The organism is Sphingomonas bacterium (assembly GCF_903643035.1).
Classification (GTDB): Bacteria; Pseudomonadota; Alphaproteobacteria; order Sphingomonadales; family Sphingomonadaceae; genus Sphingomonas.
In genome coordinates, this window is sequence record NZ_CAHJWW010000015.1 from 1 (window position 1) to 22,267 (window position 22,267).

A 22,267-nucleotide genomic window follows, 5' to 3' on the forward strand; every position below is an offset into this window, starting at 1 on the left:
CGCGCTCGCCGCGCTCCGCCCGGCGGTGGTCGCGGCGACGTCGCTGTTCGCCGACGGCGACCTCGCGCCGGCCGAGGCGATGATTCGTGACACGCTGCGGCGCGACGGCGACGACGTCGAGGCGATGCGCCTGCTCGCCAAGATCGGCATGGCGCGCGACGTCCTCGACGACGCCGAGACCCTGCTCGCCGCCGCCGTCGCCCGCGCCCCCGACCACCGCGCGCTCCGCTTCGACTATGCTCAGTGCCTGGTCCAGCGGCACAAATATGCCGCCGCCAAGGGCGAGATCGACCGGCTGCGCGCGGCCGTTCCGGAGCACGCCGGCTACCGCTCGCTAGCGGCCAGTGCCGCCGTCGGGCTCGGCGACAACAACGAGGCGATTTCCCTCTACCACGGCCTGCTCGCCGAGACCCCCGACGCGCCCGATCTCAATCTCTACCTCGGCCATGCGCTCAAGACGGTGAGCCGCCTGCCCGAAGCGATCGCCGCCTACCGCACCGCCGCCGCCGCCCGGCCCGACTTCGGCGACGCGTGGTGGAGCCTCGCCAACCTCAAGACCTACCGCTTCAGCGATGCCGAGGTCGCGGCCATGCAGGCCGCCGAAGCCTCGCCGGCCACGGCCGCCGACGACCGCGTCCACCTCGCTTTCGCCCTCGGCAAAGCGTTCGAGGACCGCGGCGACGCGACTACGTCGTGGCCTTTCTACGTTCGCGGCAACGCCCTCAAGGCCGAGGCCAGCCGATACCGCCCCGAACTGCTCGAGGCCAACACCGCCGCGCAAAAGACGGTGTGCACCCCGGCCTTCTTCGCCGCCCGCGCCGGCTGGGGCGACCCGGCCCCTGACCCGATCTTCGTCGTCGGCCTGCCGCGGTCGGGATCGACCCTGATCGAGCAGATCCTCGCGTCGCACCCGCGGGTCGACGGGACGCAGGAGCTGGCCGAAGTCCAGCGCACCGTTCTAACGCTCCAGGGTCGCGACCCCGACCTCGACCAGCCGCGCTACCCAGCCGTCCTCGCCGACCTGACCGCGGCCGACGCGGCCCGGCTCGGCGCGGCCTATCTCGCCGACACCCGCGTCTACCGGACGGACAGGCCGCGCTTCATCGACAAGATGCCGAACAATTTCCGTCACCTCGGCCTCATCCACCTGATGCTGCCGAGCGCGACGATCATCGACGCGCGCCGCGAGCCGATGGCGTGCTGTTTCAGCAACCTCAAGCAGCTGTTCGCCCACGGCCAGGAGTTCAGCTATTCAATTCCGCACATCGCCCGCTACTACCGCACCTACCTCGACCTGATGGAGCACTGGGATGCGGCGCTGCCCGGCCGCGTGCTGCGCGTCCACCACGAAGACGTGGTCGACGACCTCGTAGGCAGCGTGCGGCGTATCCTAGACCACTGCCGCCTGCCGTTCGACCCGGCGTGCGTCGCCTTTCACAAGTCTACGCGCAGCGTCCGCACGCCAAGTGCGGAACAGGTCCGACAGCCGATCTTTCGCGACAGTCTCGACCAGTGGCGCAACTTTACGATCGAGCTTGAGCCACTGCGTCGTGCGCTGGGCGACGCCGGCACGAGATACGTCAGGTGAGACGCTGGTCTAAGTTAGTGTCTCGAACGGCTACGAAGGGATGATTGTTGTAGAGGTAGACACAATTGACGACGGCTGACCAGAAATCGGCCCATCGTCGGTGTGCTGTGACATTCAGCGCCAAGACCGGCCTCCCGCAAACAAACGCCCGTTCATTCGGTACCGCGGCGGAACGGGCAGCTCACTAACAGCCCCCAGATGACCTACGTAGCAGCTACACGTTCAGTCGCGGCTGTTTGCCCTGACTAAGACTGGTATGGGGGATCAAGGCCAGCGGGAGAGAAACATTGTGACGACAGCACGCAGCGGCTTCGACCGTCGAGCCGTCATCAACGGCCTGGCGACTACCGCCGTCGCGCTTGGTTTCCCGGCTGGCGTTAGTGGTACTGCGGTGCCCCTTGCCCGAGTGCGCCCGGGGGACGCCGGCTGGCCGGTGGCGGACGAGTGGGCGGCGCTCGGGCGCGAGGTCGGCGACCGCTTGGCAGCGGTAACGCTCCCCGACCTGGCTCCGGCGGAAGCGACGACTCTCCTCAAGAACCCTTACTATATCCGCGACCAAGCGGGGCTCACTCAGTCGTCGGGCTATCTCGACGGCTGGCGCTCGACCCCGAGCGCCTATGTCGTCCGCGCGCGTGACGCGGCCGATGTCGCCGCCGCCATTCGGTTCGCCGCGCGCCACCGGCTAAGGCTCGTCGTCAAGGGCGGCGGACACAGCTATCTTGGTGGGTCGAACGCGTCCAACTCTCTCCTTATCTGGACGCGCGATCTCGAAGATATCGCGCTCCACGACACCTTCGTCCCTGCCGGCACCGGCGCAGCGCCGGTACCCGCCGTGTCGGTCGGTGCCGGGTGCATCTGGCATGACGTTTACGACCGTGTGACGACCAAGGGCGGCCGCTACGTTCAGGGCGGCGGCTGCGTCACCGTCGGCGTTGCAGGACTAGTGCAGGGCGGCGGTTTTGGCAGCTTCTCGAAGGCGTTTGGACTGGCGGCCGCCAACCTGCTCGAGGCCGAGATCGTCACTGCCGACGGCCGCGTTCGCACGGTCAATGCTGCGAACGACTCCGACCTGTTCTGGGCGTTGAAGGGCGGAGGCGGTGGCACGTGGGGCGTTATCACAAGGCTGACGCTAGCGACGCACGATCTGCCGATGACTGCCGGCGTCGTCCGCTGGCGGGTTCATGCGACGTCGGACGCTGCGTTTCGCGACCTCGTCACCGCATTCGTCGCGCTCTATGCCGCGCGGCTGATGACGCCGCACTGGGGCGAGCAGGTGCGGCTGATGACTCGGCGGCGGTTTGAGGTGAACATGCTGTTCCAGGGAATCGAAGAGGCAACGGCCGCGGCCGCTTGGGCCGATCTCAACGCTCTCGTCGCGGCACGGCCAGCCGACTTCGTCGTCGACGAGCCTCTGACCTTCGCCGCACTGCCGATGCGCCACCTGTGGAACGGCGACTTCGTCGCTGCGCACATGCCCGGCGCGGTCGTTCGAGACCCCCGGGCGGGGGCGAACCCGGCGCATTGGTGGTGGGCCGGCAACACCGCCGAGGTCGCGGCGTTCTGGCACGGCTACGAGTCGCTATGGCTGCCCGCCGCGCTGCTCGATCCAACCGCTCAAGGCCGACTGGTCGACGCTTGGATCGCGTCGGCGCAACACTGGTCGGCTGCCTTCCACTTTAACAAAGGGCTGGCCGGCGGTGCAGCGACCGCGCGTGCCGCATCGACGGCGACGGCGATGAACCCACAGGTGCTCGACGCCTTTGCGCTCGTCATCGTTGCGATGGACGGCGACCCGGCCTATCCTGGCTTCACCGCGGTCGACATCGCCGACGCGCGCGATGACCGCAGGCGCATTGCCGCGGCGATGGCCGATTTGCGTCACATCGTACCCGACGGCGGCAGTTATCTGTCCGAATGCAACTTCGCTTTGGCCGACTGGCAGCGCGCGTGCTGGGGCGAACACGCGTTAAGGCTCGAAGCGATCAAGGCGCACTACGATCCCGGCGGCCTCTTCCTTGTCCATCACGGGATAGGTTCGGCGCGCAGTGCGTGATCTAGAAGTTATAGCTTCAGGCTGAATGGAAGGTTCGAAAAGCTCAATAACTAAGCGTACCCGGCAGCCAAAGCCGAACTGACCCCAGAAATGGACGCTGAGGCGCGCCCGGTGCGTGCCCAGGAGCGGGCGTTTTTTCACCTTGGGCGTCAGCACGTTCCCGCTCGAAGCGCATGGCTCACGTCGGGGCTGGTTGGGCTTCGGCACGGCCGGCAAGCGGCGTTTGCCATCCTCTCCCTCGGCGGCATGCTCATCGTCCCCGTCTCACTTCTGATTAGACGCGGGCTGCTTGATGCGGGCAGACCGGCGTTCGGCAACCCGCTGGAGCGGCTCGGCCTGGAGAGTACGGCAGTGCTGTTCGCGGGCATCCTGATCGCCTTCGCCCTGCTGCGCGGCGCGCCGGACCTCGCCTTCCCCGCTCTCGCCGTCGCGGTTTGCACCTCGCACCGCTGCCGGTCACGCCGGTGCTCTCGTTGGCATCGTCGAGAGCATATTCTCGCCCGTGCTATTGCTCCGCTGGAAGCGGCGCGGTCGATTTTAAGCGTCAGCGAGAGGCAAGCCTTCGTATTCGACCCCAGAAGCGGACGTTCGGGTCTGCATCCTGCCGTCTCAACTCCGGCCATTCATTCAGCTAAGCATGAAGTAACCTATCAAACCTCCACGATGGGAGCGCCGGTAGGTCGCTGAGTGTAGACGCATCACCGCTTAGGGAATTGCTGATCATCGCCGCGGCGGTCAGGGCTGCAGCCTCGACTTCATGGTCGTTAAGGGGCTGCCGCCAGCGAGGGAGAACCGGAGAAGCAGTTCATCCGCCAAGTACGGTGGAGCCGAACTCGTCGACGGCGAGATAGCCCGTCATTCGCCCCGCTACGGTCTGTGAGACCCGATCCGCCGATACGCTACGCCGAGCTTGCCTAAGCCGCTGACCAACTCCGTCACATGCTCAACGCCGCTTTAAGCAGCACGATGTTCTATTACATCGGATGTGAGAAGCTCACGGATAGTGGCGACAAGTGCTTATTTCAGAGACGCAATTTAATGCTCGTCTGCGGCTATACCCATCGCTGCTCGTAAAGCGACCATCGTCATTCTTGACAGTTTGGCGGCGCGCGCTTCCGGAACGCCGAACATGCACAGCGCGAGCTTCGACGAGCGATGCGCCTTCTGCCGGGACAGGTCGCCGATCAGCATGGCTTGCGTCACCGCGAGCATCATCGCGTGCACGGCGGTCACCCCCGCCTCGAGATCGTCGATCCGGAACGTGCCGTTGTCGATGCCGATCTGCAGGCCGACGCGGGCGTGCGGGCGCATAAGCCGATCGAACATACGGAACAGCGGTTCGAGCTGAAGGATGAACGCTGCCCATGCATAGTCGCGTTCCGCCCGGTCGATCAGCCGCCGATAGACGAAGCACAGACTGGCGGCACTATCGGACGAGGAGACGACTGCCGCCTCCATCTCCTTGCCGAAGGCGTCGACACGGCTGAGGAAGACGGCGCGGGCAAGGTTCTCCTTGCCGCTGAAATGATTGTAGAACGAGCCGACGCCGACGCCGGCCGCCTCGATGATGTCGACGATCCGGCTGGTCTCGAACCCTTTCGAACCCATCGCGGAATAAGCGGCGTCGAGCAATCGCTGACGCACGCTGACCTGCTTCGTCATCCTTACCCCCAATACTGCTCCGACCGTTACGAACGGGGGGTGCCCGAGGGTGCCGGTCTGCGGTACGGCCATGGCCTCGTCAATCCGGCCGTGCACGAACAGGCTTGACGGCGGCGCTTCGTTGGCTGAATATTAATTCAACAAGGCGTTTGGCGGTGGACCAGGCAGAGGGAGGGAAGCGGTGACGTTCATTCGCAACGCGTGGTACGCCGCGGCGCGGATCGACGAGGTGAGCGAGGTTCCGCTGGCGCGAACGTATCTCGGGCTGCCGGTCGTCCTCTTCCGCAACTTCGACGGCGAGATCGGCGCGTTGCTGGATGCGTGCCCCCATCGCGGTGTGCCGTTGAGCCTGGGAGAGGTCCGCGACGGGCTGATCCGCTGCCACTATCACGCAATGATGTTCGACGTCGGCGGCGTCTGCCGGTTCAATCCCCACGTCAAAGGACCGCCCGATCGCTTGCGGGGCCGGAGCTTTCCGACGGTCGAGCGGCACGACTTCGTCTGGATCTGGATGGGCGACGAGGCCCTGGCCGATCCAACGCAGATCGTCGACTACAGCCTATTCGGACCACAGTCTGACTATACCATGGCTACCGCTATCTGCGTGTCGAGGCCGACTACCGGCTGGTCATCGACAACCTGATGGGCCTGGCGCACGCCGAATTCGTCCATCCCGAGACCGTCGGCAGTCCCGGCGCTACCGCCGTCGAACAGGCCGAGGTCATGCGTTACGGCGACGTCATCACCGTGCGGACGCTGTGGCCCGACCTGCCGCCGAACGGCGTCAACCGGCCGATCTGGACCGAAACCGCGCACGTCGACGCGTGGCAGGACATGACGTGGCGGGCGCCAAGCAACCTTTATCTCGACCTAGGCATCAACGCTCCCGGCAAGACCCGGGCCGACGGCATCCATACGCCGAGCGCCCACATCCTGACGCCGGAGACGGAGCGGAGCACGCATTACTTCTGGTGCTTCGCGCGTCAGTTCGCGCCGGGCGACCCGGCCGTGACCGACGGCATCAAGGCCGTGGTCAACCGCGCCTTCGGCACGGAGGATCGCCCGATCCTTGAGGCGGCACAGCGCGCGATCGACGCCACCGGTATCCGGCTGCTCAACCTGACGGTCGGCGACGCCGGGTCGGCGCAGGTGCGGCGGCGGATCGAACGGATGATCGCGGCGGAAGCCGATCATCGAGCATGGAACCGGCCAACGCGCCGTCACGCGCCGCGGCGGCGGCATGACGGCCATGCCCGGCCGGCCGGCACCCGCCGCGCGGAGGCCGTTCGAAATCGGGTTCTACACGCTCAGCGAACTCACCACCGATCCGGCGACCGGCCGGCGGGTCGGAGCCCGGCAGCGGATCGACGAGACGATCGCCGTAGCCAAATTGGCCGACGAGGCCGGCCTCGACGTCTTCGGCCTCGGCGAGCACCGCCGGCTCGACTATGCGGTGCCGTCGCCGATGGTCGTTCTCGCGGCGATCGCGGAGGTGACCACGCGCATCCGCCTGTCGACCGCAGTGACCGTCCTCGGTGCCACCGATCCGGTCCGGTTGTACGAAGACGCCGCAACGCTCAACCTAGTGTCGGCAGGCCGCGCCGAGCTGATGCTGGGTCGCGGGGCCTTCGCCGAGCCCTTCGCGCTCGCCGGCATCGCCAACCAGAACTATGATTCGTCGTTCATCGAGAATTACCAACTGTTCGAACAGCTGCAGAGCCGTGATCGCGTGACCTGGTCGGGTTCGACGCGGCCGCCGCTGCGGTATGCCGAAATCGCGCCGCGGCCGGTGCAGTCGCGGATACCGGCCTGGATCGCAGTCGGCGGCTCGGCGGCGAGCGCCCAGCGCGCGGGACATCTCGGTGCGCGGATGATGCTTGCCGCCCTCGGCGGTCCCGCGTCGAACGCCGTCGCAACCGTCGCTGCCTACCGTGCGGCCGGAGCCGCCGCCGGACATCCGCCCAATCGCCTTCGCGTCGGCCTCGCCACTCACGCCTATGTCGGCCAGACTGCGCAGAGCGCGCGGAACGAGTTTTATCCCGCCTACACGCGCTACTGGGCTGAAGCGCTCGGCTCGCCCGCGCCGCTCGCGGGGATCTCGCGCCGCGACCTCGACCGGCTGACCACGCGCGACGCCGTGCTGATGGTTGGCTCCCCGGCCGAGATCGTCGACAAGATCCTGTACCAGCACGCGCTGCTCGACCATAACCGCTATCTCGCCCAACTCGACATCGGTGCCCAGCCGTTCGCGCAGGTAGCGCGGACGATCGAACGTCTCGCGACCGAGGTGGCGCCGCAGGTCAGGACGGCCGTGGCGGCGGCGAGATCGGAGACGGCCGCAGCGCCTCGCGGCGAGGCGGCAATGGTCGCGACCTGAATCAATTACCTCTGTTTATCGCGTCGGCCACAGCTGGGCCCAACGGAGATCGTTACCGAATGATTAAACAGTCCTTACTGACGGTCGCGGCGCTGTCCGTCACGCCGGCTTCGGCGCAGGAGTTCAAGCCCTCGACCCTGGTCATTCATCCGATCCGGGGCGGGGCCTACTGGCTCAGCGGCGGCGTCGCCAATCGGGCTTCGTCGTTGGCGACAAGGGCGTCATCGTCTTCGACACACAGGTCAGCGTGCCCGATGCGCGGACCGCCCTGGCCGAGATCGCCAAGGCCACGTCCAAGCCGGTCGACGCCGTCGTCGTCTCGCACGGCGATCCCGACCACATTGGCGGCCTCGCCGCCTATCCCACCGCCGCGGCGGTGATTGGACACGAGGGAACAGTGTCGTACGTCGCCGCCGCCGTTCAGGACGCGGCGAACGGCGGGCGGTGTTCGGACCGCTGTACCAGGATCTGGTCAGGCACCGGCCGACGCGGACCATCTTCAACACCGAGACGATCGATCTCGACGGTGTTCGCTTGACCCTCCTCCATGTCGCGCCGGCGCACACCAACGGTGACCTCGTCGTCTACCTGCCCAGGCAAAAGGTGGTGTTCGGCGGCGATGTCCTGCTGACCAGCCAGCGCCTGCCGGTCATCCATTACGGCGGCACGTCGCTCGGCTGGATCGCGACGATGAAGGCGATGCTCGCGCTCGGCGCCGACACCTACATCCCGGGCCACGGCCGCGTCGAGCCCAAGGCTAAGCTCGAGGACCGGCTGCGCGACGTCGAGCAGGTGCGCAACCAGATCAAGGCGATGACCGAGGCGGGCAAGCCGCTTGCCGAGATCGAAGCCGCCATCCCTGAGCCGAAGGCCCCGTTCCCGAGCTTCGTCGCGACCGTCTACCGCGAGCTGACCACCGGCTACCCCGCGGCAGTTGCGCCGTGGGCCAACCTCGTCAAGCCGTGAACGCCTATAGGATGGTCACACCATATCGCCACGTGCTGCTGTCGCTGACGGCCATAGTCTGGCCTGTCGTGGCATTCGGCCAAAGCCATATGGTGGCCAGCCCCACGACACCGGAGAGGCTGAGCTGGTTCGGCGATCTGGCCGCACCCAATCTCAGCGGTGTCTGGGTCCGTGCCGCGACGGAGCCGTCGTCGGCCAGCACGGAGGGTTGGTTGCCGTGGCCACCGCCCCTGACGCCCACCTATGCCGAGAAGTGGCGGCAGCGGACCGCCGCCGCGGCCGCCGGCAAGCGCGACGACGATCCGGTCCGGACCTGCCAGCCGCCGGGGATGCCGCGCTTCGATACCGGCATGACCGGTCCGCTGCTGATCATCCAGACGCCGGGTCGCATTATGCTGTACCGCGACGGCGTGCCGGTCCGCCGCGTGTGGCTCGACGGCCGCCCGTTTCCGGAGGCGCGCAACCTCGAGAGCTTCTCGAACGGCAATGCGATGGGCCGGTACGAGGGCGGCGATCTGCTCGTCGAGGTTCGCGGCGTCCGCGATCAGCCGATCGACACAACCGGCGTGCCGCACAGCGAAGACCTCGTCATCGCCGAGCGCTTCCACCGCGTCGATGGCACGACGCTCAGACTAACCGTGACCCTGACCGATCCGACCGCCTATCCGCATCCGCTGACGACGACCGTGATCTACACGGCAAGTGCCGATCGGCTATGGGAGCCCAGTGAGTTCCTGTGCAAGCCTCTGGCCGATTACCACCCCGACGCGTTCGTCCACTGACCCTTGCCGAGGAGCCCAATGTGAAGACCTTGTCCCTGACCGTGCCGCTGCTCGGGCTGGTGCTGGCGGCACCGGCACTCGCCCATCACAGCTTCGCCATGTTCGACAAGGCGAAGGAGATCGAGCTGAAGAACGCGACGGTCAAGGACTGGCAGTGGACCAGCCCGCACACGTGGCTTTACCTGCTCGTGCCCAACGGGACGGCCAATCCCAACAAGTACAGTATCGAGGGCGGCAACCCTGGCCTGATGCGTCGCCAAGGCTTCGAGAAGGGATCACTGGCGCCAGGCGACAAGGTCACTGTTTACGTCTCGCCGCTGCTCTCGGGTGAGAAGGGCGGCGCGCTCAACGCGGTCCGGTTGCCCGACGGCAAGGTTCTCGGCGAGCGGATGAAGGCGCAGTAGTCGAGGGAGGACGGTCATGGACCAGCAGCTGGCCGACATCGTCGGAGCCGCGAGCCGCGCCGTTGCGAGCCCCGGCGACATCCGCGGCGCAGCGGCTGAGCGCGCACCGCGCTACGAGCTATTCCATGCCGCGGCGTCGATCTGCTCGCAGAAGGTGCGCGCCGTCCTGTTCCACCACGACATGCCCTTCGTCAGCCATAGTCTGAGCATCTTCCTCGGCCAGACGTACCTGCCCGACTATGTCCGCCTGCGGATGCGCGGCTGCGCCGAGTTCGGCGGTGCCCTGGTCGCGCATCACAGCGGCAGCACCTCGGCCGCCGCCGGCGGGTGCGACGGCGCCGTCGTGCCAACCCTGATCGACTGGCAGACCGGCGCGGTGATCGTCGATTCGAAGCGGATTTGCCTGCACCTCGACGAGCAGGTGGCCGACGCCGACCGGCTGCGGCCGACCGGCGACGCGGCCGCGATCGACGGCGACCTCGCCGTCGTCGACAACCTGCCCAACTACCAGATGCTAATGGGCCGCACCGTGAGCAACACGGAATCGTCGGACACCCGTGACGGTACCGGGGCCGCCCTGTCCGAACGCAAGGTCGCGCTGTGCGACCGCTACATCGCCGAGAACCCCGGCGACCCGACGTTGCTCGCGGCCTATACGGCCAAGCGGGCCAAGGAGCTGTCGGCGGCGCAGGAGCTGTTTTCGCCCGAGGCGATGCGCGCCGCCTATGCCCGGATCGAGGCGGCGCTCGACGGGCTTGACGATCGGCTCGCGGCGACCGCGACGGCGTGGCTCCACGGCGACCGGCTGACCATGGCGGACCTGTTCTGGGGCATCGAGCTGCTGCGCATCAAGAACACCGGTCTCGACCACTATTGGCAGGATGGCCGGCGGCCGCACGTCGCGCGCTTCGCGGCGGCGACCGAGCAGGTCGCGGCGATCCTAGCCGCCGTCATCGACTGGCCCGGCGCGCTGTTCTGAGTCGCCGCGGCTTGGGCCTCAGAAATGGACGCCGACGGTACCGCCGAACGTTCGCGGCGCGCCGGGGACGACGACGAAGTTGGTCGAGATCTGACCGGCGGCGAAGGTATATTCGTCGCCGAGGTTCTTGACCCACAGGCTCGCATCGTACCGCTTGCTCGCCGACGTCCGGCCGAGCGACAGGTCGACGATGTGATGCGGCGGGTCGATGACGCTGTCGTCGTTGGTCCGCGACGTGCTCGACGTGTAGTGATCATTGGCGCTGAACGAGAAGGCGCCGAGCCGCGTATCGTAACTATAGACGAAGCCGATCGACGCCGAGAACTCGGGCGCGTTCTGCGGCGTGAAGCCGGCGAGGTTGAACGGCGTGGTGTTGACCACCGAGCCGACCGTTATCCCGTTGATCACGCGGTTCGGCCCTTGGGTGACGCGCGTCGCGCCGGGATAGTCGACGTAGCGCGCGATCAGGTGCTCGAGCGTGCCGTTGATGGTCAGGCCGCGAAGGGGAACAGCACTAAAGTCGGCGTCGATGCCGTCGACCCGCTCGCTCGCGATGTTCTGCAGAAAGGCATTCCCCGGCGGGGCCGGCGGAGCGATCGAGCGGACCTGGACGTTCTTGTAGGTATAGTGGAAGTACGATCCGTTGAGCCGCAGCCGGCGATCCAATAGCTCGGTCTTGATGCCGCCTTCGGTCGCATACAGCAGCTCGGGATTGACCGGCGGGTTGCTGAACAGGTTGCCGTTGTACGCTCCCGACTTGAAGCCCAGGTTGTGCTGAACGTAGAGGTGAATGTCGTCGCCGATGTCCTGCTGCAGAACGCCGCGATAGGTCAGCCGATCGAAGTTCAGCTTGGTCGGGATGCCGGGCTGGAGCGTCGGCACGCCGTTGACGTTGGCGATGAAGGTTGCGCCGGGGAACAGCGCGTTGGTCGGCGGCAGGGCGACGACCGAGTTGGCGTAACCGGGCAGCGGCGTCAGCGTCCCGGTGAGCGCCTTGTCCTCGTTGGTGTAGCGCAGGCCAATGGTGACCTTGGTCGACGTGAAAAAGCGATAGGTGCCGTCACCGTAGATCGAGCCCGACCGCGTCGACGGGAAGCCGTCGCTCCGCGTCGGCGTCGCGCCGGCGCAGACCCCGCCGATGCAGGTGCCGATCGTATCAAGCCGTAGTTCGGTATGGTCGTCATAGTAGAACGCGCCGACGACCCAGTCGAAGCGTGAGTCGCTCTTGCGCGAGGTCAGCTGCAGTTCCTGGCTGAAGGTCTTGTTCTTCTCATAGAACATGTTGAACGCTGTCGGGAAGGCGAGCGAGCCGAGGATCGGCGAGCCGCCCTGGAAGGTGACGAGCGCGTGGCTCGCCTGGTAGCCGGTGATGCTCGACAGGGTGGCGAAGCCGAAGTCGTGCTCGGCCTTGAGGATGCCGATGTAGATGTTGGTCGGTCCCGATGGCACCTGACGCGAGGCGACGCGATAGTTGCCGAGGAACGGCAGTTGCCGAGGAACGGCGTGCCGTCGGAGCCGAGCGTGCCCGGCTCGACCTGATAGGCCGAGCCGATGTTGTGGTTGTTGTAATCGTAGATGAAGGTGGCGATGATCGTCGTCTTCGATCCCGGCCGCCACTTCAGCTTGCTCTCGATCCCGGTCTCGTCGGTACGCTGGACATCGGTACCGAGAAAGACGTTCCTCGACCAGCCGCGGCTCTGCTTCTGGTGGAACACGGCGACGTTAGCCGCGAGCGTATCGGTGATCGGCGTCGTCGCGTAGACGTTGGTCTGGACGTTGTCGTAGTTGGCATAGCCGACCGAAGCGTCGAGGTGACGCTCGCCCTCGTCGGGATCGTGGGTAATGACCGAGATCAGGCCGCCGGTAACTTTGCGGCCGTAGAGCGTGCCCTGCGGCCCCTTAAGCACTTCGATCCGGTCAATGTTGTTGAACGAATATATGCCGACCGCCGGATTAGCGAGGTAGAGGCCGTCGACATAGACCGCGACCTGCGCCTCGTTGTACCCGGTCGACGGCGATCCGATGCCGCGCAGGAACACGTTGTTGCCGCCCGACGGCACCGAGACCAGTCCCGAGGTCAGGGTGACGAGCTGATTGACGCCGGTGATGTTGAACGCCTTGAGGGTGTTTGCGGTGACCGCCTCGCTCGTCGCGGGCACAGTCTGCAAACTCGCCGAGCGACGCGTGGCGGTGACGATGATGTCCTCGACGCCGACTGGAACGGTGTCGGCGGTCGCCGCCGTTGTGGAGTCGGCCGGAACGCTCGCCGTCGTCGTTGCTGGCTGATCCGTGACGTCATCATGTCATCTGCTCCCCTTGGTTCATCCGCTTCTCCGAACGGCTCGATGAGTACGACGTCCGACTGTCCGCTACCGTGACGTGATCTCATCGTGACCGTCCGTGCCACTGCTCGGGCCGAAGCCGATCGCCGGCTACGCGGCAATCACACCAATCAGTGCTCTTTCGTGATTGAATATTCGTTCAGTTTTTATATCGCGGCAGCGACGTCACGTGCAAGGGGTAATGTCGACTGGGTAAGAACGGCCGAGTTCGACGGAATTCAAAGTGCGGGATCGAGGTTGCGCACCGCGGAAGCCGATCTCGTCGCTGCCCTTGAGGTCTGCCACCGTTCCCTCACCGCGCTTGGCGGAGCGCTCGCCGGCCGGCGGCTTGAACCATGATCCGCCGCGCACGACGCGCTCGTCGCACTTGCCGCCGGCGACCGCCGAACCGTCGATCGGCGCGCCGTCATAGGTCGCGCGCCAGCAGTCGGCGGTGAACTGCCAGACGTTGCCGGCCATGTCGTGCAGCCCGAAGGCGTTCGGCGGGAAGGACTCGACCGGCGATGTGTAGCCACAGCGGTCCGCACCTTTGGCCACCGGCGCGAAGGCCGCCTCGTCGGGTCCGTAGTTCGCGTTCTCGCGGCGGATGGCCGTGCCCCAGTAGAAGGGCATCCGGCTGCCCGCGCGGGCGGCATATTCCCATTCGGCTTCGGTCGGCAGGCGATACGGACCCGTTAACCCCCGCCGCGGCGCGGCCGATCTGCGCGTTGAGCCAAGCGACATAGGCGCCGGCATCGTCGAAGCTGACGCAGACGATCGGATCGCGGTCGGTCTGGGCAAAATTGGGATGCGCCCAGTCTTTTCCCCTGACGCGGACGAGCTGCGGTTCGACGAAGCTGGGATCGTAGATGCGGCAGTCGCCCGTCGCGGCTCGGCCGGTGGCGCTCACGAAGCGGCGATAATCGCCGACGGTGACGTCGTCGACGGCCATGGCGAACGGCCGAGCGATCGTCACGCTGTGTTGCGGCCCTTCGTTGGCGAAGCGTCCCGCTTCGTTGACCGGCGATCCCATCATGAAGGTGCTCGCTGGGACGACGACCATCGTCGGACAGTGCGGGCAATCACGAAAAATCGAGCCCGGCGGCGTCTCGGCGGCCGCGGCCGAGACCGACGACAGGAGGAACGAGAGAAGGATGACCGAACGCTGCATGACGATCCTTGCGCGGTCGCGCGTCGCGGAAACGGCCCGCGCTCGACACTAGAACTTGATGAAGCCGTCGGTGTTGCCCTTGTCGTCGACATTCGTCCGATTGTTCTCGAAGCACGAGCTGTCGTCGAGGACCTGCCAGCGCGGATCGGTCCGCCGCCGCCAGATATTGGTCGTCGTCACCGGCTCGGTGAAGGCGTCGTCGTCGAGCATCGTGATGTGAAAGTGCAGCCGGTCCTTGGCGACCCGCTGGATCGACCACATCAGGTGAAGCTTGTCGCTGTGCGGATTGATGAAATGATCGATCGACGTCTGCCGCGTGATGCCGACGGTGTCGACGAACAAGGTGTCGCCGACCCAATGGCCGATCGAATGTCCGCCGAAGCTGGGCTTGAGGTCCGTGGGGTGCGGCCGTCCGTCGGTCCAGATGACGTGCGGCATCGAGCTGTTGCTGAAGATCGTCACCTCGCCCGGCGTCTGCACGATCTCGTCGGGATAGACGCGCGCGACGAGGCCCCATACGATGCCGAACGGCAGGCACCGGGCGGTGGAGTCGGCCAGCTGACGCCCCGCCTTCGCCGCGGCAGCCCGGTCGGCGACGATCTTCCGGTACTCCGGCGTGTACGGCAGCGGATAGGGTGCCCAATAGGTCGGCGGCGACCCGTCGGCCGGTCCGCGATTGGGGGCGAAGGCGACTCCGGGAATGCCGGTCTCCGAGCCCAGCCAGACGCCCGAGATGTCGGGCACGGCAGGATCGCCGTCGAACGACACCCCCGGCGGCGGCCAGGTCGCCTCGGCCGGCGTGGCGGGAGCCGCCGTCACCATAGGGAGGAACAAGGCGGCACCGCGCAGGCAGGACCTTCTCGACACCTCAAGCGACATGAGCGACTCCCATGATTCATTCTACGACATGGCCGCGCCGGAAGAGAACCCGGCCGGCGGCAGCCAGTCGCTGCGGTCGGACAGGCGTCGGCGAATCAGAACTTGACCGATCCGCGCAGGCCATAGGTGCGCGGCGGGGTGGTGTAGGCGACGAGCACGCCGCCGAACGAGAACGGGACGGCGAGCAGGCGATCATTCTCGATGTCGCGGACGAAGCCCGCGACCGACCAGCGCCCGTTCGCAGGGCCGAAGAAAAGCTGCGCATTGGTCGTCCAGCTCGCCCGCTGTAGCTCGCCCTGCTGGTATTCGAAGCCTTCGTAGCGTGACGACTTATACTGGGTGTCGGCGCTGACGATGAACTGATAGTCGCCGACCGGGATCTTCTGCTCGGCCCCCAGGTTGAGCGTCCAGTTCGGCGAGTTGAACGCCGGCCGGCCGGCGCAGTTCACGTTGAGGAAGCCGGGCGTGGCCGCCGGCGATACCGCGCAGCCGGTGAGCGATTGGAGCGCGATCGGCACCTGGTAGGTGAAGAACTTGTTCTTGGCATCGAGATACTGGACGTCGGCGCTGAGCGTCGTCGTCGGCGTGACCAGTACACGTCCTTCGACTTCGACCCCCTTGATGTCGGCGCGCCCGACGTTCTGAACGATGCTGTTGGCGCGCGGCGGTACCGCAAGGTCCAAGCCCGAGTGGGCGACCTGCTCGTTGCGGTAATCCCAGTAAAACCCCTCGAGGTTTAGCTGCACCCGGTTGCCGAGGAACCGGTTCTTCGAGCCGATGGAGTAGGCCGTGATATATTCGGGCTGGAACGTCTCGAAGCCGACCGAAGTATTGAAGCCGCCCGAGCGGAAGCCGCTCTCAACGCTGGCGTAAAGGAGTGAGGCCGGTGCGACGTCGTACTCCACCGCCCCGCGATAGGTGACGCGCCCGGCACTGAGCCGCTGATTGAAGACGACATCGCTGCTGCGCGTTACGGTCGATCCTGGCGTCGGGTCGGCGATCGTGCCGGGTGCCGCGGGAATGGTGAACGGCAGTTGTCCCGCATAGAGGACGGCCGGCGGCAGGACGGTATTGGCGCAGGTGAACGGAATGGCGCAGCCGGCCGAGATCGAGAAGCTGTCGGCGACGAGCTGCTTGGCGTCGTGGGTGTAGCGCACCCCGCCGACGAGGCAGAGGCCGGAGGCGACGTGCGCGGTCAAGTGAACGAACGGCGCGTACGACTGCGTGTCGTAGCGGGTCGGGGCCAGCGAGAAGCTTTCGCTGCTGCCGAATGTCGTCGCGCTCGACGTCAGCCTGACCTGTTCGTCGAAGTAGAAGAAACCAAGCTGGTAGTCGATCGGCCCGCGCGACCCGGCGAGCCGCGTCTCGACCGAGAACTGGATGTCCTTGTGCAGATCGGTAATGGGGAAGCCGCCGGCGGGCTGCAGGTTGCGGATCGTGTCGAAGCGGCCGCCGGGATGATGGTGAAGGTGCCGATGCCGGTGCGGTAATCGATCTGGGCATTCGCGCCGAAGATGTCGTTGTTGCGGAAGATGTCGGGGAATGGATCGCGCGTCGCGCGGACATTGCCGGTCGGTCCCGCGCCGAGCGAGGTGAAGAACGCCTGCGACGCCGGCGACAGGAAGCCTTCCGATCGCGGGATGTTGGTCGGTGTGACGGTGAAATGGCCGGTCACGAAGTTGAGCGTCTGCTTCTCGAGGTAGGAGAAGCCCTGTCCCTTGCCGCCCTGATGCGTATAGTCGCCCGAGACAGGGATCGGGAGGTCGGGCGTGGCGTCGACCTTCATCTGCACGCGCAGCGCCTGCGTGCGATCGTCGGAAATCCCGTTCGACAGGTAGCCGTCGTGGTCGATTACGGTGCCGGACAGGCGAATGGCGCCGCGAGGTCCTAGCGGCACGTTGATCGCGCCTTCGGCGACCACCGCGTTGTAGTTGCCGTACGAGACCGCGCCGTAGCCCGACAGCTCGCCGATCTTCGGCTGCGTCGGCAGGACTTTGATCACGCCTGCCGTCGCGTTCCGCCCGTACAGGGTTCCCTGCGGGCCTTTGAGCACCTCGACCCGGTCGAGATCGAAGAACGCCGACGACAGCGCTGTCAGCCGCGCAATATAGACCCCGTCGTAGTTGAACGCAGCCGCCGGATCGGACGTGGTCGAGACCGAGAAGTTGCCGACACCACGGATGAAGAACGATGTCGAGCCGCCGATCTGTTGGACGGTTAGCGACGGCACTTCCTGGCCGAGTGTCGCGACCTGCGTGACACCGGCACCGACCGGCTGCGCGCCGCCTACGACATCGATGGCGACGGCGGCGCGTTGCGCGGTCTCGACGCGGCGCTGGGCGGTCACGATGATGTCGACCAACCCCGGCGGATTGTTCGCCTGCGCGTCGGGACTGACGTCTCCTGAATCACGCTTCGTGCGGCGGGGACGCTCGGAGCGTTCACCCCGCCGTTCGGTTCGGTCGCGCGGTTCTGCGCCTGCGCCACTACCGAAAACAGCGACGACAGCAGCGGTCGTCAATGATGAACTGCGCACGGATCCCCCACCACCTGCGGCTTGAGCCGCCTGCTTCGACTGGTACAGAGACCATAGCTGAATAAATAATCAGCCGAGATTCGTATTTGCAGAGCTCTCGGGGCGAGCGCTACCGCGTTGTAGATACTTGGCAAAATTTGCTCGTCGGTCGGGATCGGTCCTCGTGCCGGGTGCCTCGCGTCAATCCCTTCAGTTTTTCCGGAAGCTTGTCGCGTCAGTCGCGCGCGCAGGTCGGCTGGTCTGCGCCGCGGCGACGGATCGCGACGCTCTCGGCAGCAACACGACGAGGCCCAGCGCCAAGGTGATGGCCACCGCACACAGCATGAAGTCACCCACGATGGCTCGCCGGTAGGCGTGCACGACGATCGCCTGCCGGGCCGGATCAAGACCGGCCAGCACATCCAGTCCTCGATCAAGCGGCGGCGACCAATCTCGCCGAACCCAGCCCGGTCGAGGTCGACGCGCAGCGTCGTGGTGACGACCATGCCGGAGACGGCCACGCCCGCCGCGCCGCCGAGCGACCGGAAGAAGGCGATTGCCCCGGTCGCCACGCCGAGCTGATCGTGCTGGACCGCGTTCTGCACCAGGGTGATGGCATTGGGCATTCCGATCCCCATGCCGGCACCAAGCATGAGAGCAATCAGGGAAAAGGTCCACAGCGGCACTCCCACCGTGATGCCGGCGACGGCGGCCCACAGCGCGAGCGTCTGCAGGACGACGCCGGCGGTCAGCAGGCAAGCCACGTCGCCGACGTGCGTCGCCAGCCGGGCGCCGACGACCGAACTCAACACGATGCCCGCCATCTGCGGCATCACGATCATCGCCGCCGCGAGGGGCGTCTGCCGATCGACGACCTGGAGATATAGCGGCAAGAGTAGCAGCGCGGCCAACAGCGCGAACGACATGACGACCGTCGTCGATACTGCGATCGCGAAGGTGCGGTCGGTAAACAGGCGGAGGTCGAGGATCGGCTCGACCGCCCGCCGCTCCTGAACGACAAACAGCAGTGTCCCGACAATGGCGGTGGCGGCGAGGCCGATCGTCGAAGCGCCGGGACTGCCCGATCCGATGGCCAACAGGAACGCCGTGGTAGCGACCGTGATCAGCGCCGCCCCAATGAAATCGATCGTCGGTCGGCGGCCGACGGCTGATCGGGGTAGACTGGTCACCAGCAGGGCGAGCGCGACGCCGCCGATTGGCACGTTGACATAGAAAATCCAGCGCCACGAGAGATGGGTCGTCATCATCCTGCCGAGCAGCGGGCCGACGAGGCTGCTGACGGCGAACAGCGTGGTGAACGACGTCTGGTAGCGGGCGCGGTGAGCCGGCGCGACGAGATCGCCGATCGTCGCCTGCACCAGCGTCACCAGCCCGCCGGCACCAAGACCTTGGACGACGCGATCGAGGATCAACGCCGGCATCGAGGACGCCGTCCCGCACAGCATCGATCCGACGAGGAAGATGACGATCGCCGCCAGCATCAGCGGACGTCGACCGTATAGGTCGGAGAGCTTGCCGTAGAGCGGTGCCGACACCGTCGTCGCGAGCAGGAAGGCGGTGATCGCCCAGGCCATCTCCGCCATGCCGCCGAGATCGGACGCGATCCGCGGTAGCGAGGTGTTGACGATATTCGCGTCGATGATCGCCAGCGCCATGACGGTCATCAGGCCGGCGAGGACGGCTCGCCATCGCCGGATCGGCGCTTCCATCGCGGCGACGGGACCGCTGGCGTCGGTCAAGTAGCTTGCCTCTCGGCCAACCAAAGCGGCCGCCCGTCCCGTTCGACGATCCGGCCATAGGCCGGCCATGGGAAGTGCGGCGTGAAATTGTACCAGCCGGCATCAATCAGCGTGCGGATCAGCTGCCGGCGCGTGGCGATGGCGACGGGCGAGTCGGTGTCGAAGGCGAAGCGCCATTCGGGCTTCTGCAGCGACACGAAGGAATGACCGGCGGCGTCGGCCGTGTAGAGCAGCGTCGCGTCGCCGCCTTCGAAGACGAAGCCGACCTGGCCAGGGGTATGGCCGGGCAGCGCCATCGAGCCGACGCCGGCCACCGGAGGCTCGCCGGCGTCGAATTGGCGCAGCCGGTCGCCGGCGATCGCGACGAAGCGGCGCGCCGTGGCAATCGTCTTGGTCCGCAGCGGCGGCGGCATCAGCGTGCCGCCGAGGTCGGTCGTCGGCGAGGTCCAGAACTAGACCTCCTGACGGGTGACGTGGATGTCGGCGTTGGGGAACAGCGGTTGGTCGTCGTCGTCGAATAAGCCGCCGATGTGATCGGGGTGGATATGCGAGACGAACACGGTGTCGATCGTCGCCGGATCGATGCCGGCCCGACGCACGGCGTCGGCGAACCTTCCGGCCGAGGGGATCGGACTGCCATCGGGACCAGCGACGCCGCCGATCCCCGAATCGACGATCATCCGGCGGCCGTCGGCCAAGGTCACGCAGAGGCACGAGATCGGATTCATTAGGACATCGGGATCCTGGCCGTTGGCCACCAGGAACAACTTTAGTTCGTCCGGCGGCACTTCGACCGCAGCAGCGTCGCCGGGACCGGAACGACGCCGTCGCTGAGCGCAATGCATCGCAGCGAACCGATGGTGAAATCGTGGACGAGGCTCGCTGGGCGGGGGCGGTCGCCAAGCGGCAGGGCGATTTCGTCTTCACCAGCGCACATGTCGGCTCTCTCTCGATGAAATCACGTCGGTTGACCCACGTCGGCGGACGAATGGCAGGTCTGCCTGTAGCCCGCTCGCACGTAAGCTAGTAACTGAAGCGGTCTTCAGCGCGAATTCGCAAATGGTACAGGTCGCGATCACTCGGCCGAAGCCGCTGAATCCATGGCGTAAAGCGCCACGGCAGGCGCGCGCCGAGGCAACCGTCGACGCGATTTGCCAGGCGACCGTTCAGCTTCTGCTGCGCAACGGCGCCGCCCAGCTCACGACCACCCGCGTCGCCGAGCGCGCGGGGGTGTCGGTGGGTACGATGTACCAGTATTTCCCCCACAAGCGCGCCTTGCTGCGGGCGATGTTTGAACGCCACATCCAGACGATCGCGCAGTCGATCGAGCTGGCGTGCGAACGCAGCCGCGCGCAACCGCTCGATGACATCGCCGCGAATCTGATCGCGGCCTTTCTCGAGGTGATTCAATCCCGCCCCGACGAGTCGCGGGCGGCCTACAGCTTGTTGGCCGAGCCCGAGAACGCAGGGTGGGCCGACGTCCTGTTTGAGCGCACGACCGTGGCCGTCGGTCGCGCCTTGGCGACGTCCGTCAACGCCACGTTCGACAACACCGTCGACGTCGCCGTCGCGGTGACCAATGCGCTGGCCGGCTCAGCCCGGTGGCTGATCGAACGCGGCCTGCCGCCCGACGTGGTCAGAGCACAACGCGAGCAGTTGACGCTGATGGTGAGCGGCTACCTGCGATCGGCCGGCCAGGCTTGAGCGCGCCCGGCCGCTCGCCGGCTTCGCGGATGACCGGCGCAGCGCATGCCCCGTGACGAGCTTGACCCGACCCGTGGCAAATGCACGATTTCAGTGTGAAGATCGATTGCCAATGCAATGGTGGTTCACCGGGGAAGTTACTTGGTACGCCCCGCGTCCCATAGCCCTTGCGCTGGTCCCAGCATTGGCCATTTCCATATTCGTGAGCATGATTATTCTGTCCCTCAACGGGCGGACCCGGCCCGGTCAGGCAGGCCTGATACTTCCGACGCTCATCGAGATCGGGATCACGGTTCTCGCCATCTAGCTTCTGCACCTCTGGCTGATCGAAAAGACTCTCCGCCGGAACAGCCGCTAACCACCACACCGACACCGCATGGCGGGTGCCGAGCGTCGGACGGGTTCGGCGGAGAAGGCTCCGCCGCCCGCCGGCCGGCCCGCCGCGAGTCAGCGCTAACGCGGAAAACGCGAACGACGTTTTCAGGGTTAGCTTCGCCGCATTACCGCTTGGAGAACTGGAAGCTCTTCCGCGCCTTCGCCTTGCCGTACTTCTTCCGCTCGACCACTCGTGGATCGCGCGTCAAAAAGCCTGCGTGCTTGACGACCGGGCGGAGCGCCGGTTCGAAGCGGGTCAGCGCCTGGCTGATGCCGTGCTTGACCGCGCCGGCCTGGCCCGACAGGCCGCCGCCCTTGACGGTGGCGATCACGTCGTACTGGTCGCGGCGCTCGGCGACGTCGAACGGCTGGTTGATGACGAGGCGCAGCGTCGGCCGGGCGAAATACTCGGTCTGGTCGCGGCCGTTGACGACGATCTTGCCCGACCCCGGCTTGATCCACACCCGCGCGATCGCGTTCTTGCGCTTGCCGGTGGCATAGGCGCGGCCCTGGGCGTCGATCTGCTGCTCGCGCAGCGGCGCGGCCGAGACGCCGTCGTGCTTGCGGGTGACGCCGGCTTCGCTCTGGAGCGCACCGAGGTCGGCAAGCGACTGGCGGTTGTCGTCGATCATGCCTCACCTGCGTGGCTGGTGGTGGTGGTGGTGTCGGTCGGGGCGGCGGCGTCGGCGTGCTTCGAGCCGACGCGACCGATGGTGTTCTTCGGGTTCATC

19 protein-coding genes and 4 pseudogenes are annotated in these 22,267 nt (G+C 66.4%); 12 read left to right on the top strand and 11 right to left on the bottom strand.

Translation table 11 applies throughout. The features are described 5' to 3' along the window. The 3 genes from HUV01_RS02050 to HUV01_RS02060 all read left to right on the top strand — a co-directional run. The coding region (locus tag HUV01_RS02050; RefSeq protein ID WP_174296662.1) for a sulfotransferase family protein at positions 1–1,588 on the top strand (1,588 nt) is incomplete at its 5' end. A gap of 256 nt (positions 1,589–1,844) precedes the next feature. Beyond that, positions 1,845–3,641 (top strand): FAD-binding protein, encoded by a 1,797-nt coding sequence (locus HUV01_RS02055; RefSeq protein ID WP_174296663.1) that lies wholly within the window; start codon positions 1,845–1,847, stop codon positions 3,639–3,641. Between the two features lie 111 nt (positions 3,642–3,752). Then, complete coding sequence (locus HUV01_RS02060) at positions 3,753–4,328, top strand: DUF7010 family protein (protein ID WP_174296664.1); 576 nt, start codon at positions 3,753–3,755, stop codon at positions 4,326–4,328. A gap of 348 nt (positions 4,329–4,676) precedes the next feature. Here the strand turns inward: HUV01_RS02060 and HUV01_RS02065 are convergent, their stop codons facing one another. Then, positions 4,677–5,303: a TetR/AcrR family transcriptional regulator gene (locus HUV01_RS02065; protein WP_174296665.1), complete on the bottom strand. Its 627-nt coding sequence runs from the start codon at positions 5,301–5,303 to the stop codon at positions 4,677–4,679. Between the two features lie 181 nt (positions 5,304–5,484). Here HUV01_RS02065 and HUV01_RS02070 point away from each other — a divergent pair, with 181 nt between their 5' ends. From HUV01_RS02070 to HUV01_RS02105, 8 genes and pseudogenes are all read left to right on the top strand, one after another. Next, positions 5,485–5,946, top strand: coding sequence for a Rieske 2Fe-2S domain-containing protein (locus HUV01_RS02070; RefSeq protein WP_174296666.1), 462 nt, complete (start codon positions 5,485–5,487; stop codon positions 5,944–5,946). After that, a pseudogene (locus tag HUV01_RS15390) lies at positions 5,946–6,425 on the top strand (hypothetical protein); the annotation flags it as partial. The gene HUV01_RS02070 and the pseudogene HUV01_RS15390, both read left to right, overlap by 1 nt. Before the next feature lie 118 nt (positions 6,426–6,543). Continuing rightward, entirely contained in the window at positions 6,544–7,680 is a 1,137-nt protein-coding gene (locus tag HUV01_RS02080; protein WP_217430871.1) for an LLM class flavin-dependent oxidoreductase, read from the top strand. Between the two features lie 247 nt (positions 7,681–7,927). After that, positions 7,928–8,218, top strand: coding sequence for an MBL fold metallo-hydrolase (locus HUV01_RS15395; RefSeq protein ID WP_174296668.1), 291 nt, complete (start codon positions 7,928–7,930; stop codon positions 8,216–8,218). Then, positions 8,122–8,646: pseudogene (locus tag HUV01_RS02090) on the top strand (MBL fold metallo-hydrolase); the annotation flags it as partial. The gene HUV01_RS15395 and the pseudogene HUV01_RS02090, both read left to right, overlap by 97 nt. A gap of 32 nt (positions 8,647–8,678) precedes the next feature. Then, positions 8,679–9,428 carry a hypothetical protein gene (locus HUV01_RS02095; RefSeq protein ID WP_174296670.1) on the top strand — a complete coding sequence of 250 codons (750 nt, stop codon included), beginning with the start codon at positions 8,679–8,681 and terminating at the stop codon, positions 9,426–9,428. Positions 9,429–9,448: 20 nt separating this feature from the next. Continuing rightward, positions 9,449–9,832: a DUF6152 family protein gene (locus HUV01_RS02100; RefSeq protein WP_174296671.1), complete on the top strand. Its 384-nt coding sequence runs from the start codon at positions 9,449–9,451 to the stop codon at positions 9,830–9,832. Positions 9,833–9,848: 16 nt separating this feature from the next. Next, a complete protein-coding gene (locus tag HUV01_RS02105) occupies positions 9,849–10,811 on the top strand; it encodes a glutathione S-transferase family protein (protein ID WP_174296672.1) in 963 nt (320 codons plus the stop codon). An 18-nt stretch (positions 10,812–10,829) separates the two neighbouring features. On the opposite strand, the gene HUV01_RS15400 is transcribed toward HUV01_RS02105, so the two are convergent. From HUV01_RS15400 to HUV01_RS02150, 9 genes and pseudogenes are all read right to left on the bottom strand, one after another. Beyond that, the gene (locus tag HUV01_RS15400; protein WP_368039981.1) at positions 10,830–12,260 is read right to left on the bottom strand and encodes a TonB-dependent receptor domain-containing protein; all 1,431 of its coding nucleotides are present in this window, start codon (positions 12,258–12,260) and stop codon (positions 10,830–10,832) included. 419 nt (positions 12,261–12,679) lie between these two features. Next, positions 12,680–12,970, bottom strand: a pseudogene (locus HUV01_RS15405) (TonB-dependent receptor plug domain-containing protein); the annotation flags it as partial. 348 nt (positions 12,971–13,318) lie between these two features. Further along, a pseudogene (locus HUV01_RS15410) lies at positions 13,319–14,303 on the bottom strand (formylglycine-generating enzyme family protein). Positions 14,304–14,351: 48 nt separating this feature from the next. Beyond that, positions 14,352–15,137 carry a hypothetical protein gene (locus HUV01_RS02125; protein WP_174296676.1) on the bottom strand — a complete coding sequence of 262 codons (786 nt, stop codon included), beginning with the start codon at positions 15,135–15,137 and terminating at the stop codon, positions 14,352–14,354. 140 nt (positions 15,138–15,277) lie between these two features. After that, positions 15,278–16,585 (bottom strand): TonB-dependent receptor domain-containing protein, encoded by a 1,308-nt coding sequence (locus tag HUV01_RS02130; protein WP_368039983.1) that lies wholly within the window; start codon positions 16,583–16,585, stop codon positions 15,278–15,280. Continuing rightward, complete coding sequence (locus tag HUV01_RS02135) at positions 16,471–17,544, bottom strand: TonB-dependent receptor plug domain-containing protein (protein WP_174296678.1); 1,074 nt, start codon at positions 17,542–17,544, stop codon at positions 16,471–16,473. Before HUV01_RS02135 ends, HUV01_RS02130 begins: the two co-directional genes overlap by 115 nt. Positions 17,545–17,699: 155 nt before the next feature. Further along, entirely contained in the window at positions 17,700–19,526 is a 1,827-nt protein-coding gene (locus tag HUV01_RS02140) for an MDR family MFS transporter (RefSeq protein ID WP_368039982.1), read from the bottom strand. Further along, on the bottom strand, positions 19,454–19,870 hold the full coding sequence (locus HUV01_RS02145) for a hypothetical protein (protein ID WP_174296680.1): 417 nt from the start codon (positions 19,868–19,870) through the stop codon (positions 19,454–19,456). Before HUV01_RS02145 ends, HUV01_RS02140 begins: the two co-directional genes overlap by 73 nt. Positions 19,871–19,909: 39 nt before the next feature. Next, positions 19,910–20,245, bottom strand: a complete 336-nt coding sequence (locus tag HUV01_RS02150; RefSeq protein WP_174296681.1) for an MBL fold metallo-hydrolase — start codon at positions 20,243–20,245, stop codon at positions 19,910–19,912. 271 nt (positions 20,246–20,516) lie between these two features. Between HUV01_RS02150 and HUV01_RS02155 the strand changes: the two genes are divergently transcribed. Next, a complete protein-coding gene (locus HUV01_RS02155) occupies positions 20,517–21,161 on the top strand; it encodes a TetR/AcrR family transcriptional regulator (RefSeq protein ID WP_174296682.1) in 645 nt (214 codons plus the stop codon). Positions 21,162–21,661: 500 nt separating this feature from the next. On the opposite strand, the gene rpsI is transcribed toward HUV01_RS02155, so the two are convergent. After that, positions 21,662–22,168, bottom strand: a complete 507-nt coding sequence (gene rpsI, locus HUV01_RS02160) for a 30S ribosomal protein S9 (RefSeq protein WP_174296683.1) — start codon at positions 22,166–22,168, stop codon at positions 21,662–21,664. Positions 22,169–22,267: the final 99 nt, after the last annotated feature.